General features: G+C 62.2%; 18 protein-coding genes. 4 read left to right on the top strand and 14 right to left on the bottom strand.

Features of this window, described 5'->3' with window-relative positions; genetic code table 11:
- Nucleotides 1–127 precede the first annotated feature (127 nt).
- Both NRB16_RS15695 and NRB16_RS15690 read left to right on the top strand, forming a co-directional pair.
- On the top strand, nucleotides 128–961 hold the full coding sequence (locus NRB16_RS15695) for an ion transporter (protein ID WP_045489551.1): 834 nt from the start codon (nucleotides 128–130) through the stop codon (nucleotides 959–961).
- Nucleotides 962–1066: 105 nt separating this feature from the next.
- Nucleotides 1067–2062: a sulfate ABC transporter substrate-binding protein gene (locus NRB16_RS15690; RefSeq protein WP_045489548.1), complete on the top strand. Its 996-nt coding sequence runs from the start codon at nucleotides 1067–1069 to the stop codon at nucleotides 2060–2062.
- 367 nt (nucleotides 2063–2429) lie between these two features.
- On the opposite strand, the gene NRB16_RS15685 is transcribed toward NRB16_RS15690, so the two are convergent.
- The 10 genes from NRB16_RS15685 to ccmA form a co-directional block, all read right to left on the bottom strand.
- Nucleotides 2430–2843, bottom strand: a complete 414-nt coding sequence (locus NRB16_RS15685; RefSeq protein ID WP_045489544.1) for a hypothetical protein — start codon at nucleotides 2841–2843, stop codon at nucleotides 2430–2432.
- Between the two features lie 9 nt (nucleotides 2844–2852).
- On the bottom strand, nucleotides 2853–4040 hold the full coding sequence (ccmI, locus tag NRB16_RS15680) for a c-type cytochrome biogenesis protein CcmI (protein WP_257106461.1): 1188 nt from the start codon (nucleotides 4038–4040) through the stop codon (nucleotides 2853–2855).
- Nucleotides 4037–4519 (bottom strand): cytochrome c-type biogenesis protein, encoded by a 483-nt coding sequence (locus NRB16_RS15675; RefSeq protein WP_045489539.1) that lies wholly within the window; start codon nucleotides 4517–4519, stop codon nucleotides 4037–4039. Before NRB16_RS15675 ends, ccmI begins: the two co-directional genes overlap by 4 nt.
- On the bottom strand, nucleotides 4516–5052 hold the full coding sequence (locus tag NRB16_RS15670) for a DsbE family thiol:disulfide interchange protein (protein WP_045489536.1): 537 nt from the start codon (nucleotides 5050–5052) through the stop codon (nucleotides 4516–4518). The genes NRB16_RS15675 and NRB16_RS15670 overlap by 4 nt, the downstream gene beginning before the upstream one ends.
- Nucleotides 5049–7022, bottom strand: a complete 1974-nt coding sequence (locus NRB16_RS15665) for a heme lyase CcmF/NrfE family subunit (protein WP_045489534.1) — start codon at nucleotides 7020–7022, stop codon at nucleotides 5049–5051. Before NRB16_RS15665 ends, NRB16_RS15670 begins: the two co-directional genes overlap by 4 nt.
- Before the next feature lie 3 nt (nucleotides 7023–7025).
- Nucleotides 7026–7505, bottom strand: a complete 480-nt coding sequence (gene ccmE / locus NRB16_RS15660; RefSeq protein WP_045489532.1) for a cytochrome c maturation protein CcmE — start codon at nucleotides 7503–7505, stop codon at nucleotides 7026–7028.
- Nucleotides 7505–7678, bottom strand: coding sequence for a heme exporter protein CcmD (gene ccmD / locus NRB16_RS15655; protein ID WP_045489531.1), 174 nt, complete (start codon nucleotides 7676–7678; stop codon nucleotides 7505–7507). The genes ccmE and ccmD overlap by 1 nt, the downstream gene beginning before the upstream one ends.
- Nucleotides 7675–8457, bottom strand: coding sequence for a heme ABC transporter permease (locus NRB16_RS15650; protein WP_045489528.1), 783 nt, complete (start codon nucleotides 8455–8457; stop codon nucleotides 7675–7677). The genes ccmD and NRB16_RS15650 overlap by 4 nt, the downstream gene beginning before the upstream one ends.
- Nucleotides 8458–8559: 102 nt before the next feature.
- Nucleotides 8560–9231, bottom strand: a complete 672-nt coding sequence (ccmB, locus tag NRB16_RS15645; RefSeq protein ID WP_253115299.1) for a heme exporter protein CcmB — start codon at nucleotides 9229–9231, stop codon at nucleotides 8560–8562.
- Complete coding sequence (ccmA, locus tag NRB16_RS15640; RefSeq protein ID WP_045489522.1) at nucleotides 9228–9860, bottom strand: cytochrome c biogenesis heme-transporting ATPase CcmA; 633 nt, start codon at nucleotides 9858–9860, stop codon at nucleotides 9228–9230. Before ccmA ends, ccmB begins: the two co-directional genes overlap by 4 nt.
- A 192-nt stretch (nucleotides 9861–10052) precedes the next feature.
- Here ccmA and NRB16_RS15635 point away from each other — a divergent pair, with 192 nt between their 5' ends.
- Together NRB16_RS15635 and NRB16_RS15630 are read left to right on the top strand one after the other, a co-directional pair.
- Nucleotides 10053–11687 carry a flagellar hook-length control protein FliK gene (locus tag NRB16_RS15635; protein ID WP_257106460.1) on the top strand — a complete coding sequence of 545 codons (1635 nt, stop codon included), beginning with the start codon at nucleotides 10053–10055 and terminating at the stop codon, nucleotides 11685–11687.
- Nucleotides 11687–12019: an EscU/YscU/HrcU family type III secretion system export apparatus switch protein gene (locus NRB16_RS15630; protein ID WP_257106459.1), complete on the top strand. Its 333-nt coding sequence runs from the start codon at nucleotides 11687–11689 to the stop codon at nucleotides 12017–12019. Before NRB16_RS15635 ends, NRB16_RS15630 begins: the two co-directional genes overlap by 1 nt.
- 54 nt (nucleotides 12020–12073) lie before the next feature.
- On the opposite strand, the gene NRB16_RS15625 is transcribed toward NRB16_RS15630, so the two are convergent.
- The 4 genes from NRB16_RS15625 to NRB16_RS15610 all read right to left on the bottom strand — a co-directional run bounded on the left by NRB16_RS15625 (nucleotide 12074) and on the right by NRB16_RS15610 (nucleotide 14797).
- Entirely contained in the window at nucleotides 12074–12466 is a 393-nt protein-coding gene (locus NRB16_RS15625) for a DUF2802 domain-containing protein (RefSeq protein WP_045489513.1), read from the bottom strand.
- A gap of 3 nt (nucleotides 12467–12469) precedes the next feature.
- On the bottom strand, nucleotides 12470–12949 hold the full coding sequence (locus NRB16_RS15620; RefSeq protein WP_045489510.1) for a chemotaxis protein CheW: 480 nt from the start codon (nucleotides 12947–12949) through the stop codon (nucleotides 12470–12472).
- Between the two features lie 63 nt (nucleotides 12950–13012).
- On the bottom strand, nucleotides 13013–13909 hold the full coding sequence (locus tag NRB16_RS15615) for a CheW domain-containing protein (RefSeq protein WP_257106458.1): 897 nt from the start codon (nucleotides 13907–13909) through the stop codon (nucleotides 13013–13015).
- A 99-nt stretch (nucleotides 13910–14008) separates the two neighbouring features.
- Nucleotides 14009–14797, bottom strand: coding sequence for a ParA family protein (locus NRB16_RS15610; RefSeq protein ID WP_045489505.1), 789 nt, complete (start codon nucleotides 14795–14797; stop codon nucleotides 14009–14011).
- Between the last annotated feature and the right edge of the window lie 16 nt (nucleotides 14798–14813).

The following is a 14813-nucleotide window of genomic DNA, read 5'->3' as shown; positions in this document are numbered from 1 at the left end:
CTTAACCTGCAGCCAGGCGACTGGGAGCAATTGCTCAAGGAGGCGAAATCACAGGCTGAGCGCTTGAATACGCTCGCCATCGCTGTCGAATGACCACCGAGCCATCCTTGCCACGCAGAGACCACCCATGAGCACCACCCCAAACCGCCGCGAGCGGTTGCACACGGTCATCTTCCAGACCGACACCCCCGCCGGCCGCCGCTTCGACCAGACCTTGCTGGTGATCATCCTGCTCAGCCTGCTGGTCACCATCATTGACAGTATCGAGAGCATCCACGCCGAATACGCCACCGCGCTGGCCTGGATCGAATGGGGCTTCACAGCGGTGTTCGCCGTCGAGTACCTGCTGCGCCTGTACTGCTCGCCCCGGCCATTGAAGTACGCTTTCAGCTTTTATGGGCTGGTCGACCTGCTGGCGATCATCCCCGGCATCCTGGCGATCTATTACAGCGACGCTCAGTATCTGTTGATCGTGCGGATCATCCGCATGTTGCGGATCTTCCGGGTCCTGAAAATGGGCATGTACCTGCGCCAGGCCCACTACCTGCTCGAAGCACTGCGCGGCAGCAAACAGAAGATCATCGTGTTTCTGGCCAGCGTCTCGACCCTGGTAACGGTGTTCGGCACCCTGATGTACGTGATCGAAGGCCCGGAGCATGGCTTTACCAGCATTCCGAAGGGCATTTACTGGGCCATCGTGACCCTGACCACCGTGGGCTTTGGCGACATCGTGCCCAAGACCCCGGTGGGCCAGATGGTTTCATCGCTGGTGATGATCATCGGTTACTCGATCATCGCGGTCCCCACCGGAATCTTCACCGCCGAGCTGGCCAATGCCATGCGCGGTGAACAGCTCAAGCACGACTGCCCGGTGTGCGCCAAGAAACAGCATGAACACGGCGCAGCGTTCTGTTCACGGTGCGGCAACGCGCTGTTCCCGAAACTCGACGATCGGGCATAAGTAAATATTTTTTTAATCTTTAATGGCAAGGTGCCCCGCCGTTATGATCGCGGCAGCTGGATATCTGCCGCATAACAACGACGCACTCATCTAAAGGAATCTGCTGTGAAGAAACTATTCGCCGCCTCACTGCTGGCCGCCGGCCTGGCTCTGGGCAGCAGCGCCCAGGCCGCGCCGCTGCTGAACGTCTCCTACGACGTGATGCGCGACTTCTATAAAGACTACAACGTCGCGTTCCAGAAGCATTGGGAGGCCCAGCACAAGGAAAAGGCCACCGTGCAGATGTCCTTTGGTGGTTCGAGCAAGCAGGCCCGTTCGGTCATCGACGGTCTGCCGGCGGATGTGATCACCATGAACATGGCCACCGACATCAACGCCCTGGCCGACAACGGCGAGCTGGTGCCCAAAGACTGGGTGACGCGCCTGCCAAACAACAGCGCGCCGTTCACCTCCGCCACGGTATTCATCGTGCGCAAGGGCAACCCTAAAGCCCTGAAAGACTGGCCGGATCTGATCAAGGATGGCGTCGAGGTCATCGTGCCGAACCCCAAGACCTCGGGTAATGGTCGTTACACCTATCTGTCGGCGTGGGGCTATACCCTGAAAAACGGCGGCGATGAAGCCAAGGCCAAGGAGTTTGTCGGCAAGCTGTTCAAGCATGTGCCGGTTCTGGACAGCGGTGGCCGTGGCGCGACCACCACATTCATGACCAACCAGATCGGCGACGTGCTGGTGACCTTCGAGAACGAAGCGGAAATGATCGCCCGTGAATTTGGCCGTGATCAGTTTGAAGTGATCTACCCGAGCGTTTCTGCCCAGGCCGAGCCACCGGTGAGTGTGGTTGACAAGGTGGTCGACAAGAAGGGCTCACGCGAGTTGGCTGAAGCCTACCTGAAGTACCTGTGGTCGCCTGAGGGTCAGGAGATCGCGGCCAATAACTTCCTGCGCCCGCGTGATGAAACGGTGCTGGCCAAGTACAAGGATCGCTTCCCGAAGGTCGACTTCCTTTCGGTTGAGAAGACCTTTGGTGACTGGCGCACCGTGCAGAAGACTCACTTTATCGATGGCGGCGTGTTCGACCAGATTTACACCGGCAAGTAGGAGCGGCTTTAGCCGCGAAGACCTTCCGTTCTGCGCAAGAGTCTTTGCCGCGGTTGTCTGGACTGCGGGCGAACTTCCCTCCGTCCGGCGTCGATTCGGGGGCCGGCGCGATGGGCGTCCTGCCCAACGCACCTGCTCCTGATATCAAGAGCAGCGACATCCATGTCGGTTTCTCCCCCGAATCAACGCCTACCCTCGGCCAGCGCCCAAGTCGCGATTTGCGGCGCCTGTGCCATCTCGGCTCAAAGATCAAAAGCAAAATCAACGGCAACGATCTACAGCCGAGCACAGATCATTTGAAATGCGATCTTGCAGGCGCCGCCGCGGCGAATGTACACCGCTCAACCGGTCAAAATCTCATCGCACATCAATTACCGAACTTCTGCCCCAACCCACCCGGCACACCATTGGCATCGGTAGGCTGCCAGGGCCCGTCAGGCTGGGTTGACCAGCTCCAGCCGTTGTTCCACTGGTAATACGTGCGCTGGCGATAAAACGTGTTGGTCTTGCCATCAAGCACATAGACGCCCAGTTTCTGATCCCAATGACTATTGCCCCCTGGCGGCGGCGCAAAGCTGGCTGAGGTTTTGGCAGGAGCCGGTTTCACAGGCTGGCTCGGCTTGGGCTTCGGCGTGCCCGGTTGCGACGGGCCCGGCAGGCTCTTGATCGACTCCTGGCTGCGCGGCCCGGAGGGTGGCTGGTGTACCGCACAGGCGCTCAGGCCCATGACGGCGGCCAGCAAGGTTGTGCGGGCAAGGCGCCAGGTGATGACAGCAGACATGGCAAGTACCTATTCAGAACGGTCAATGATCAACGCTTGACGGGCCGTCGTGCTGGTCGCCAGTGGTGGGCTGTTGCCCACCCATTCACCCTTGGTTGGCTGCCCGGCACGCGACACCCGTGCACTGAGTTGGACTTGCGCGAAGTTCGACAGTTTCAGTTGCGGCATCATGGCGTCGGCATCGCTCATCTGCACCTCGATCGGCAGGTCAGCCACAGTCACCCGCCTGACCGCCAACGGCGCAGGCGGGCCGCCTACGGCACGGGCAAAGATGAATACACTGTCGCCGGGCTGTACCTTGTCTTTTAACGCGGCGGCCAGTTCGACCCGGACCTTGAGCTGCGGGCCACTGACGGCTGGCGCCGGCGCGGTGGTGCCGAGGTTTTCACGGGCTCTGGCGATGCCACCTTCCAGCGCGGCACGGGACGGGTCCTGAACCGGCAGCAACTGTTGCAGGCGGGTCCAGTAGTCCACCGCGTCCTGATAACGCTTGCTCTCGAACGCCGCGATGCCCAGCAAGCCCAGGCTGGTGACTTCGTTGGCATCGGCTTTCAGGGCTTCGTCAGTCAACGCCTGCACCTGCGGGGTAAAGGTCTTGTTCGCGGCGAAGTACAACGCCTGGGCCCATTGCCCCAACAGTTCCGGTTGACGGCCGGTCAGTGCCGCTGCGCGTTCGAACTGCCGCGCTGCATCGGCCGGGCGTTGCTGGGCCATGTAGCTGCGGCCCAGAAAGTAAAAGCCCTCGGCCGACTCGGGCTGGACTTCGACGGTCCGCTCCAGGCGATGGGTCATTTCTGCCAGCGAAGTCGGCGGTTCGGCGAACTCCCGGCTCAGCTCGACCCGCTCACTGGCGCCGTAATGCAGGTAAAGACCTACCCCCAGCAGCGGCACCAGGATGGCGGCGGTCAACGGCCAGGCTTTACCCAGGCTGCCCGCCGCACGGGCGCGGTCGCTGCCTTCGGTATCGGCCAGCAGTTCGCGGGCGGCTTCGGCCTTGCCGCTGTCCAGTTGCTCGGCACTCAGCCCGCCCGCATCACGTTGGGCCTGCAACTGCGCCAGCCGCTCTTCGTACAGCTCGATATTGACTGCCGTGCGATCCGCAGCAGCCGCCAGCGGGCGGCTACGCAGGATCGGAATCAGCAGGAAACTTGCAGCCACCAGTGACACAAGCCCGACGGCCATCCAGAAATCGATCATTGCCGGTGTTTATCCATGGGGTGGTTATTCAAAAGATTCGCCAGACGCTCGCGCTCTTCGTCAGAAAGCGTTGCATCGCTGTGCACCGCAAGGCGCCGACGCCGGACGATCAGCGCAATCACAGCGCCGCCGACGATCAACAGGCCGGCCGGGCCGAACCACAGCAGCCAGGTGCGGGCCGTGAGGGTCGGCTTGTAGCGCACGAACTCGCCGTAGCGATCGACCATGTAATCGACGATCTGGCGATTGCTGCGGCCCTCTTCCAGCAACCGGTAGATTTCCTTACGCAGATCGGCAGCGATCGGCGCATTGGAGTCGGCAATGTCCTGGTTCTGGCACTTGGGGCAACGCAGTTCGCGGGTCAGCTCGGCAAACCGCGCCCGCTCGGCTTCATCGCGAAAGGTATGCGCCTCGATGGCGGCCTGGGCCAGACCGGTCAGCCCCAGACTCAACAGCGCAGCGGCCAGCCAGCGCTTCATGGCCGGGCCTCGTCAACCAGTGCCTGATAACGGCCGGCCAGTTGCTCGCGCCAGACCTGATCGTCGATCACTCCGACGAATTTGTGGCGGATGATGCCTTGGCTGTCGATCAGGAAGGTTTCCGGAGCGCCGTATACGCCAAGGTTCAGACCCAGCGTACCGTCATCGTCGCGGATATTGAGCTGGTAAGGGTTATGAAAGTCCTTGAGCCACTTCTGCGCCTCGGCGTTCACATCCTTGTAGTTGATGCCATGGATCACCACCCCCTGCTGCGCCAGCCGGTTGAGCACCGGGTGTTCGGCACGGCAGGCCACGCACCAGGTGGCCCAGACGTTGACCAGCGCCGGGCGCCCGATCAAGTCGGCACGGGTCAGGGTCCTGGCGCTGCTGACATCGCGCAGGCTGAACTCGGGAAACGGCTTGCCGATCAGCGCCGACGGCAACGCGGCAGGGTCAAGAAACAGGCCGCGAAACAACAGCGCGCTGAGGCCGAGAAAGACCACCAGGGGGATCAACAGAATCCAGCGTTTCATGAGATTGCTCCGGCAGGACTGAGGGCCTGGCGTACCTTTTGGCTGACCTTGAGCCGATAGCGGCGATCCAGCGCCGCCAGGAAACCGCCCAGCCCGGTCAGCAGGCCGCCCAGCCAGATCCAGCGCACGAACGGTTTGACATGAATACGCACCGCCCAGGCGCCCTGCTCCAGCGGCTCGCCGAGCGCCACATACAGGTCGCGGGTAAAGCCTGCATCAATACCGGCCTCGGTCATCATCGACTGCTGCACGGTGTACAGACGCTTCTCCGGGTGCAGGACGCTGATTGGCTGCTCATTACGCAGAACCCGCACCGTGCCCCGGTCGGACGTGAAGTTCGGCCCCTCGTAATGCCGGGCACCTTCGAACACGAAGCGGTAACCGCCCAGTTCGGTGGATTGCCCCGGCGCCAGGCGCAGGTCGCGTTCGATACTGTGCTGGCTGGAAAGCACCACCCCCAGCGCGCACAGCACCAGCCCCAGGTGCGCCAGCTGCATGCCCCAGTAACTGCGGCTCAGACCGGCCAGCCCTTTGAACAGGCCCTTGTGGCGGATCTTGTCGTGGATATCCCGCAACGCGCCCAGCACCACCCAGCCAGCCAGCAATACCACGGCCAGTACCGCCCACTGGCCTTCGCCAAGGATCAGGCCCAGCGCCACCGCCAATACCACGCTGCCGATCAACACCGGCGTCAGCATGCCCAACAGCCACTTGACCGGTGTGTCTTTCCAGCGCACCAGCACGCCGACACTCAGCACCGCCATCAGCAACGCCATCAGCGGCACGAACAGGGTATTGAAGTACGGCGGGCCGACCGACATCTTGGCACCGCTGAGGGCATCAATGACCAACGGATACAAGGTGCCCAGCAAAATCATCGACGCCGCGACCACCAGCAGCAGATTGTTGGCCAACAGCAGGGTTTCGCGCGACCAGAGGGCGAAGCCGACCTGGCTCTTGACCACCGGCGCACGCACCGCGAACAGCGTCAGCGAGCCGCCGACCACCAGCAGCAGGAAAGCCAGGATAAACACCCCGCGCTCCGGATCGGTAGCAAAGGCGTGGACCGAGGTCAGCACCCCGGAACGGACCAGGAAGGTCCCCAGCAGGCTCAGGGAAAAGGCAGCGATGGCCAGCAGCACCGTCCAGCTTTTGAATACGCCGCGCTTTTCTGTCACTGCCAGTGAGTGGATCAGTGCCGTGCCCACCAGCCAGGGCATGAACGAGGCATTCTCCACCGGGTCCCAGAACCACCAGCCGCCCCAGCCCAGTTCGTAATAGGCCCACCAGGAACCAAGGGTGATGCCAACGCCGAGAAATGCCCAGGCGACCATGGTCCATGGCCGCGACCAGCGCGCCCAGGCCGCATCCAGACGGCCACCAAGCAGCGCCGCGATGGCAAAGGCAAAGGCCACCGAAAAGCCCACATAGCCCATGTACAGCATCGGCGGGTGGACGATCAGGCCAATATCCTGCAACAACGGGTTGAGGTCGCGGCCGTTGGCCGGGCTCTGCGGCAACAGGCGCAAGAACGGGTTGGAGGTAAGAATCAGAAACGACAGAAAGCCCACGCTGATCATGCCCATCACCGCCAGCACCCTGGCCAGCATCTCGTGTGGCAATTGCCGTGAAAGGACTGACACCGCGAAGGTCCAGCCGCCCAGAATCAATGCCCAGAGCAATAGCGAACCCTCGTGGGCGCCCCACACCGCGCTGAACTTGTAATACCAGGGCAGCGCGCTGTTGGAGTTTTGCGCGACATAAGCCACCGAAAAATCATCGCTCATGAACGCCTGGGTCAGGCAGCCGAAGGCGAACAGCAGAAACGCGAATTGCCCCCAGGCAGCGGGACGGGCGATGCTCATCCACAAACGATCACCGCGCCAGGCGCCAATCAGCGGCAGGCTGGCCTGGACCAGGGCAAAGCACAGCGCGAGAATCATGGCCAGATGGCCGAGTTCGGGAAGCATGGCTTACCCCTCCCTGGAGACTGATGGAACGGCTGCGGCAGGCGTCGGGCTGTCAGTCTTGCCACTGTCTTGCAAAGCCTTGGTGACCTCCGGCGGCATGTATTTCTCATCGTGCTTGGCCAGCACCTCATCGGCTTCGACCACGCCTGCGGCATTGAGCCGGCCCAGGGCGACGATGCCCTGCCCTTCGCGGAACAGATCCGGAAGGATGCCCTGATAGCGGATGGTCACCGAACGGTTGTAGTCGGTGACCACAAAGCGTACCTCAAGCGAATCCGGCGAGCGTTGCAATGAGCCCTTTTGCACCATGCCACCGGCGCGGATACGGGTGTCCAGCGGCGCTTCGCCATTGGCGATCTGGGTCGGGGTATAGAACAGGTTGATGTTCTCTTGCAGGGCGCTGAGGGCCAGCCCCAGCGCCACGCCGATGCCCGTCAGCAACGCAAGGATCAATAGCAGACGCTTTTTACGCTGCGGGTTCATCACTTCCCCTCCCGGCGCAGGCGACGGGCCTGCTCCTGCAAATAGCGGCGCCGGGACAGCAGCGGCAACGCGATATTGATCAACACCACCAGCACGAACAGGCCATAGGCCGACCAGACGAACAGCCCGTGGCGGCCCATGGCCAGAAAGTCGGCAAAGGATTCGAAACTCATGGTTGCACCTGCGTGACCGGACGCCCCAGGGTTTTGAGCACTTCATCCTGGACCCAGCGGGTCCGGGCCTCGCGCTTGAGCACTTCAAGACGCATGCGCAGCAGCAGCACGCTGGCGAAGAACGCGTAAAAACCCAATGTGGTGAACAGCAGCGGCAGCCACATTTCAGCGGGCATCGCCGGTTTTTCTGTGAGGGTGAAGGTCGCGCCTTGGTGCAGGGTGTTCCACCACTCCACCGAGTACTTGATGATCGGGATGTTCACCACCCCGACAATCGCCAGCACCGCGCAGGCCTTGGCGGCGCTGTCGCGGTTGCTGATGGCGTTGCCCAGCGCGATCAGCCCCAGATACAGAAACAACAGAATCAGCATGGACGTCAACCGCGCATCCCAGACCCACCACGACCCCCAGGTCGGCTTGCCCCAGATCGCCCCGGTCAGCAGCGCCAGGGCGGTCATCCAGGCGCCGATGGGCGCCGCGCATTGCAGCGCGACGTCAGCCAGTTTCATGCGCCAGACCAGCCCCACCACGCCGCAGGCCGCCAGCATCATGTAGCACGACTGAGCCAGGATGGCGCTGGGCACATGGATATAGATGATCCGGAAGCTATTGCCCTGCTGGTAGTCCGCTGGCGCGAAGGCCAGACCCCAGACCACTCCCACAGTCAGCGACAGCGCGGCAAACGCCGCCAGCCAGGGCAACCAGCGGCCGCTGAAGTCGTAGAAGGTTTTCGGTGAGCCCAGACGGTGAAACCAGGCCCAACTAATGCTGCTTTTCATGAAACTGCCTTTGTTCACGGTTACACAAACGCTATGGGCCGGTTACCCGCATCGCCTGCAAGGGGGTCGCTGATGACCGCTACAGCGGTCTCGGCACCTCGATTATTCACCTACGCTGATTTTCAAGCCCTCAGCAATGGCCAATGGGCAGAGCGTCAATGCCAGCACCGCCAGGCAACTCAACCACAGCAGGTAGCCAGCAACCGGCATGCCCTGCAGGGACGCCTGTAGCGTACCGCTGCCCAGAATCAGCACCGGAATGTACAGCGGCAAAATCAGCAGGGCCAGTAACAGACCGCCACGCTTGAGGCCGACGGTCAGCGCGGCACCGACCGCGCCCAGCAAGCTCAATACCATGGTGCCCAGCAACAGTGACGCCACCAGTGCCGGCACGCAGCGCGTGGGCAACCCCAGCATCAAGGCCAGCACAGGTGCCAGCAACACCAGCGCCAACCCGGAAAACAGCCAGTGTGCCAGCACCTTGGCCAACACCATAAGCGCCAGCGGGTGCGGCGAAAGGACCCACTGCTCAAGCGAGCCGTCTTCAAAATCGCTGCGAAACAGACCGTCCAGCGACAACAACACCGCCAACAGCGCTGCGACCCACACCAATCCCGGCGCCAGGGTCTGCAACAACTGCGCTTGTGGCCCTACCGCGAGGGGAAACAGAGCAATCACGATAGCGAAAAAAACCAGTGGGTTGAGCAACTCCGCCGGACGGCGGACCAACAGGCGGACTTCGCGCCCCAGCAGAAGGATAAAGACCTGCCTCATGCCTGCACCTGCGCCAGATCAAGGTTGCGGTAACCGGCCGGCCGACGCTGCAGCAGGTGGTGGGTGGTCATCACCAGCAAGCCACCCTGCTCACAGTGCTCGACCAGCCGTGCCTCCAGCTGCGCCACACCGTGCACATCAAGCGCGGTGAACGGCTCGTCAAGAATCCAGGTATCAGGACCGGGCAGATACAGCCGGGCCAATGCCACCCGGCGTTGCTGACCGGCCGACAGGGTATGGCAAGGCACGTCCTCGAAACCGCGTAACCCCACCCGCTCCAACGCCTGCCACAGCTCAGCAGGCGGCACCGGTTGATGCAGCGCGCACAGCCAGGCGAGGTTCTCCAGTGGCGTCAGCACATCCTTGATCCCGGTGGCATGGCCGATCCACAGCAGATGACGGTCCGGTTGCCCTCGCTGCCCGGCCAATGGCAGGCCGTTGAGGCTAACCTGCCCGGCGGCCGGGCGCATCAGGCCACAGAGCAGACGTAACAGGCTGGTCTTGCCACTGCCATTGGGGCCGCTGACTTGCAGCATGTCCCCCGACCGCAATTGCAGGTCAAGATGCTCGAACAGCAGCCGCCCGTCACGTTCGCAACACAGGCCCTCAGCCTGTAGAGTCACACTCATCGCACACATCCGCCAGTACACTGCGCACAGCCGGAACAGACACGGCGCTGCGAGCGGGTTAAATGGAGGTTCAAGTCGGCCTCGTAACGGCCGTTACACTGATGCAAGGTTCTTGCAAGCCCGGCAAAAAAAGCTGGGATTATACATGGCAGCCCGCTCCCCAAAGCGTCTAATTCAGCAGGTCACAGCTTAATGACAGGTGATATTGCCAGCGTCCCGCCGGCCAATCCCAACCTGGCCCAACTGCGTGCCAGCATCACGGCCAATCAGGTTCTGACCCTGTTCAACGCTGCGGCCAATCTGATCCCCCAAGGTCAGACCGCCGAAGCTGAAGTGGTCACCCTCAAGCAGATCGACCAGCAATTTCAGTTGCTGCTGCGGGTGATGCTGGGTAACGGTAACCAGACCAGCCTGCAGGTGACGAGCAACCTGCCGCTGACACCCGGCACCCAATTGCTGGTGGCGCAAGCATCACCCAATGAACTGACGCTGTCGTTGCAGCAGATCAACAGTGCATTGAATAACCTCAAGACCGAACTCGATACCCGGCAGATACCGATCGGTACGCTGTTGCAGGGCAAGGTGCTGACCAGTCAGGTCATCAACTCACTGACCACAGCGCCTTCGGGTCCCGGCCAACCCGCTGGCCCGGCCTCGGGCCAAGGGCTCACCGGCCAGTATCGCTCGATCGTGCTGCTGCTCAACACCGCGCTGGCGGGCACCAGTTTGAGCATCGACAGCCCAGAGCCACTGAAGCTGGGCAGCCTGCTCAGCGCCCGGGTGCTGGGCAGCCAAGCGCTGAACTTTGTCCCCCTGCCCGGCGGCCTCGATCAATTGGCGGTCGCTCAGCAACTGAGCACTCAACAGAGCCGCCAAGGGTCGCTGGAGAATTTGTTCAACGCCCTGCAGAACCTGCCACGCAGCCAGGCCCCGATCGCCCCTGCACTGCAAGCCAGGGTTGACCAGTTATTGGCCGATATTCCCGACATTGAGCAAATGGCCAGCCCGCGCAATGTGGCACAAGCGCTTAACGCCAGCGGCCTGTTCATGGAGTCAAAACTGTTGGCCGGCCAGAACCTGACGCAGTTGCCGGACATGAAAGCCAATCTGATGCGCCTGATCGCCCAGATCCTGCCGCCCGGAGTGCCGGCCAACACCGCCTACAGCGCCGCCGCCGCGTCCAACACGCTGGTCCGGGTGATGCCCAGCGCCATCCGCGCCGCCTTGGGCACTCTGGGCCAGCTCGCGCCGCCGGTGATGCCGAGCAGCTTTCCGCTGCCGGCACGCGATGCCGGTGCAGGCGCAGAAAAAGATGACCTGGAGCTGTTGCTCAAACTGGCGGCCGCAGCGGTATCACGGGTGCAGAGCCATCAACTCGGCGCGCTGGAACAGACCCGCACCCAGCCCGATGGAACCCAGCTGACCACCTGGCAGACTGAAGTGCCGATGCGCCATGCGCATGAAATCGTGCCGCTGCAGGTCAAGGTACAACGCGAAGACTCGCCAGAGCGGCAAGAACAACAGGGCCGCGAAGAGGAATCAGGAGCGCAGCAGCGCGAGCAGCTCTGGCGCATCGACCTGAGTTTTGATCTGGAGCCGCTGGGGCCTTTGCAGGTTCACGCGCAATTGGTGCGCGGCACTTTGTCCAGCCAGCTCTGGGCCCAGCGCGAGGACAGTGCGCAGTTGATCGAGCGCGAACTTGGCTACCTGCGCGAGCGCCTGGTTGCCTGCGGCCTGGCGGTGGGCGAGCTGGCCTGCTCCCATGGCAGCGCACCACAAGGCCCACGTACCCACCTTGAACAACGCTGGATCGACGAGAACGCCTGATGAGCCATTCTGACCTTGCCAACCCTCGCCAGGCCATTGCCCTTACCTACGACGGCCAGCAGGCACCCACCCTCAGCGCCAAAGGTGACGACCGCCTCGCGGAAGAAATCCTCAGCATTGCCCGCGAGCACGAAGTGCCGATCTATGAGAATGCCGAACTGGTCAAGCTGCTGGCACGCCTGGAGCTGGGCGACAGTATTCCTCAGGAGCTGTATCGCACCATCGCCGAAATCATCGCTTTTGCCTGGCATTTGAAGGGCAAGTTTCCGGCGGGCCAGGGGCCGAATGACCCACCGCGGGAAAAACACACCCCCCCGCCCAGAGGGCGCTAGGCGCGAACTCCACCCCCCAGGCGGCCCTCACATGCCGCTCGTGGCTTCCCGCCTTCAACTGTTCTTGTGCAGCTTGCTCATCAGTTGCGCTTCGGCCTGGGTCAGTCCGCAAGACTGGGTGAGCTCTTCGACGCTGGCGCCCATCCCCACCAGCCGCGCCGCCTGGGCAAAGGTCAGGGTCGAAGGATCACGTTGCTCCAGGGCCGTGATCTTGTCCGGCAACACGGCGACGATGGCACGCAGTTCGTGCAGATCCTCGCCCATGCCGACCGTGCCCTTCTGGAAGTTTTCCACTCGCCGGGCCAGCTCGCGCAGACGTTGCTCACGGGCTTCATCAGCCTTGCTACGCTGCTCATCGAGCTGACGCTGACGCTTGATATGGTTCAGCAGCACAACCAGGGTCACGACCCAGAGCATGCCCAGAACACCGACAGCGATCCACAGCATCGGTCAGATGTTCTCCAGCTCGGACCATTCTTCCTCGGTCATCATCTTGTCCAGCTCAACCAGAATCAGCAATTCGCCGTTCTTGTTGCACACGCCCTGAATGAACTTGGCCGACTCATCGTTACCCACGTTCGGCGCGGTCTCGACTTCGGACTGACGCAGATAGACCACTTCCGCCACGCTGTCGACCAGGATACCGACCACCTGCTTGTCGGCTTCGATGATCACGATCCGGGTGTTGTCACTGACCTCGACCGGGGCCAGACCAAAGCGCTGGCGCGTGTCGATCACCGTGACCACGTTACCGCGCAGGTTGATGATACCCAGCACATAGCTGGGAGCACCTGGCACCGGCGCGATTTCGGTGTAGCGCAGCACTTCCTGGACCTGCATCACATTGATGCCGTACGACTCGTTGTCCAGACGGAAGGTCACCCACTGCAGGATGGGATCTTCGGAACCTTGTGCAGACGACTTATTCATGTTTCCAACCCCTCACCTAGTGCTGTGCAGGCAGCGCAACAAGCGCCAGCCAATGATTATCGATTATCTGAGCGTGTTCATTTGCTTGACCGCGCCACTGGCGATCAACTCGGCCAACTGTGCAACATCGAGCAAGGCGCACATATGCTCAATCACTGTACCGGCCAGCCATGGCCGATGACCGCGCTGGGCGCGCCACTTGATTTCCTGCGGGTCCAGGCGCAGCGAACGGCTGACCTGATGCACCGCCAACCCCCACTCGTAACCTTGTACCGAAATCACATACTTCAATCCCTGGCGGAAATCTTCCCGATAGCGGTCCGGCATGACCCAGCGGGCGGTGTCGAGCACCTTCAGGTTGCCGGCCTGGCACGGCAGGATGCCCAGGAACCAGTCAGGCTGACCAAACAGCGGCGTCAGTTCCTGCCCTTCCAGAGAATAGATCGCCCCCAGACACACCAACGGCACCGCCAGGGTCAAACCCGCCACATCGAACAACAGGCACTCGAACGGCTCGGCAGCCCAGTCCGGACGCCCATCGGTGGCCGGTGGTGGTGGCGGGCTCTGATCGAGCCGGGTGTTGAGCTCAGCCACTGGCTCGGCCCGCGCAATGGCCGACTCCAGCGCCTCGACGACCGGAACCTCGAGCTTGGGCACCACCACTTCAGGCACCACCACCGGAACCGGCAGCTCGACCCTGTCCTGAACCTTGGCCTGGACCGCAACAGCAACCGGTACTGCCACCGGTGCCGGCGCCGCGACAGCCACTGCCAGCGGTTTGGGTGCCAGCATACGGGCGTCATGCGCCTGCTCTTCAAGCACAGCCGCCTTGAATTCATCGAAATGATCAACCGGCGCCGGCACCACCAACAGCTCGTCGGTGACGTCCTGCAGCAGCGCATCCAGGTACGACTGCAAAGCCACCTGTGGCCGGGTTGCCAAATCTACGGGGCGAATCATGTCAGAACCCAACCAGAAAAAGTGCCATGCCTCATTGACCGGGTTATCGGCTGCCGGGTGCACAGGCTTGAGCGCACGAACAAGGATTTAAACGTCACCTCAGGCCACCTGCGCTGTCAGTTGTTCGGCCAACAGGTGCTTGAGCAACGCACGATAGGCCAGTACCCCACGACTCTTGGGGTCATTCTGCGAAGGGGTCACTCCGGCCCGGCTGGCATCGCGCAGGCGGGTGTCGACCGGCACGTAGGCTTTCCAGACATGTTCCGGGAAGCTGTCACGCAGCAGCTTGAGGGTGCCCATCGAAGCCTGGGTGCGTCGATCGAACAGGGTCGGCACGATGGTGTACGGCAACGGCACCTTGCGCGAGCGGTTGATCATCGCCAGCGTGTTGACCATGCGCTCCAGGCCCTTGACCGCGAGAAACTCGGTTTGCACCGGAATCGCCAGTTGCTGACTGGCCGCCAGCGCATTGACCATCAACACGCCCAACAACGGCGGGCTGTCGATCAGCGCATAGTCAAAATCCTGCCACAGTTGCGCAAGGCTTTTGGCAATCACCAAGCCCAGGCCGCTCTGGCCTGGCGACTGACGCTCCAGAGTGGCCAGTGCGGTACTGGACGGCAACAGCGAAATCCGCTGATCGCTGGTCGGCAGCAGCAACTGGCCGGGCAGGCCTTGAGGCACTGCACCTTTATGCAAAAACAGGTCGAAAGCGCTGTGCTCCAGCTCGTCAGGGTTATGGCCGAAGTAACTGGTCATCGAGCCATGCGGGTCCAGATCGACCACGACCACACGCTTGCCCGAGTCAGCCAGCAGGCCGGCCAGGGCAATGGTCGTGGTGGTCTTGCCGACCCCACCTTTCTGATTGGCGACTGCCCAGACTCTCATTTAGCTGTATTCCTTG

The organism is Pseudomonas sp. LJDD11 (genome assembly GCF_024584215.1).
Classification (GTDB): Bacteria; Pseudomonadota; Gammaproteobacteria; order Pseudomonadales; family Pseudomonadaceae; genus Aquipseudomonas.
This window is presented reverse-complemented; position numbering and strand designations above follow the sequence as displayed.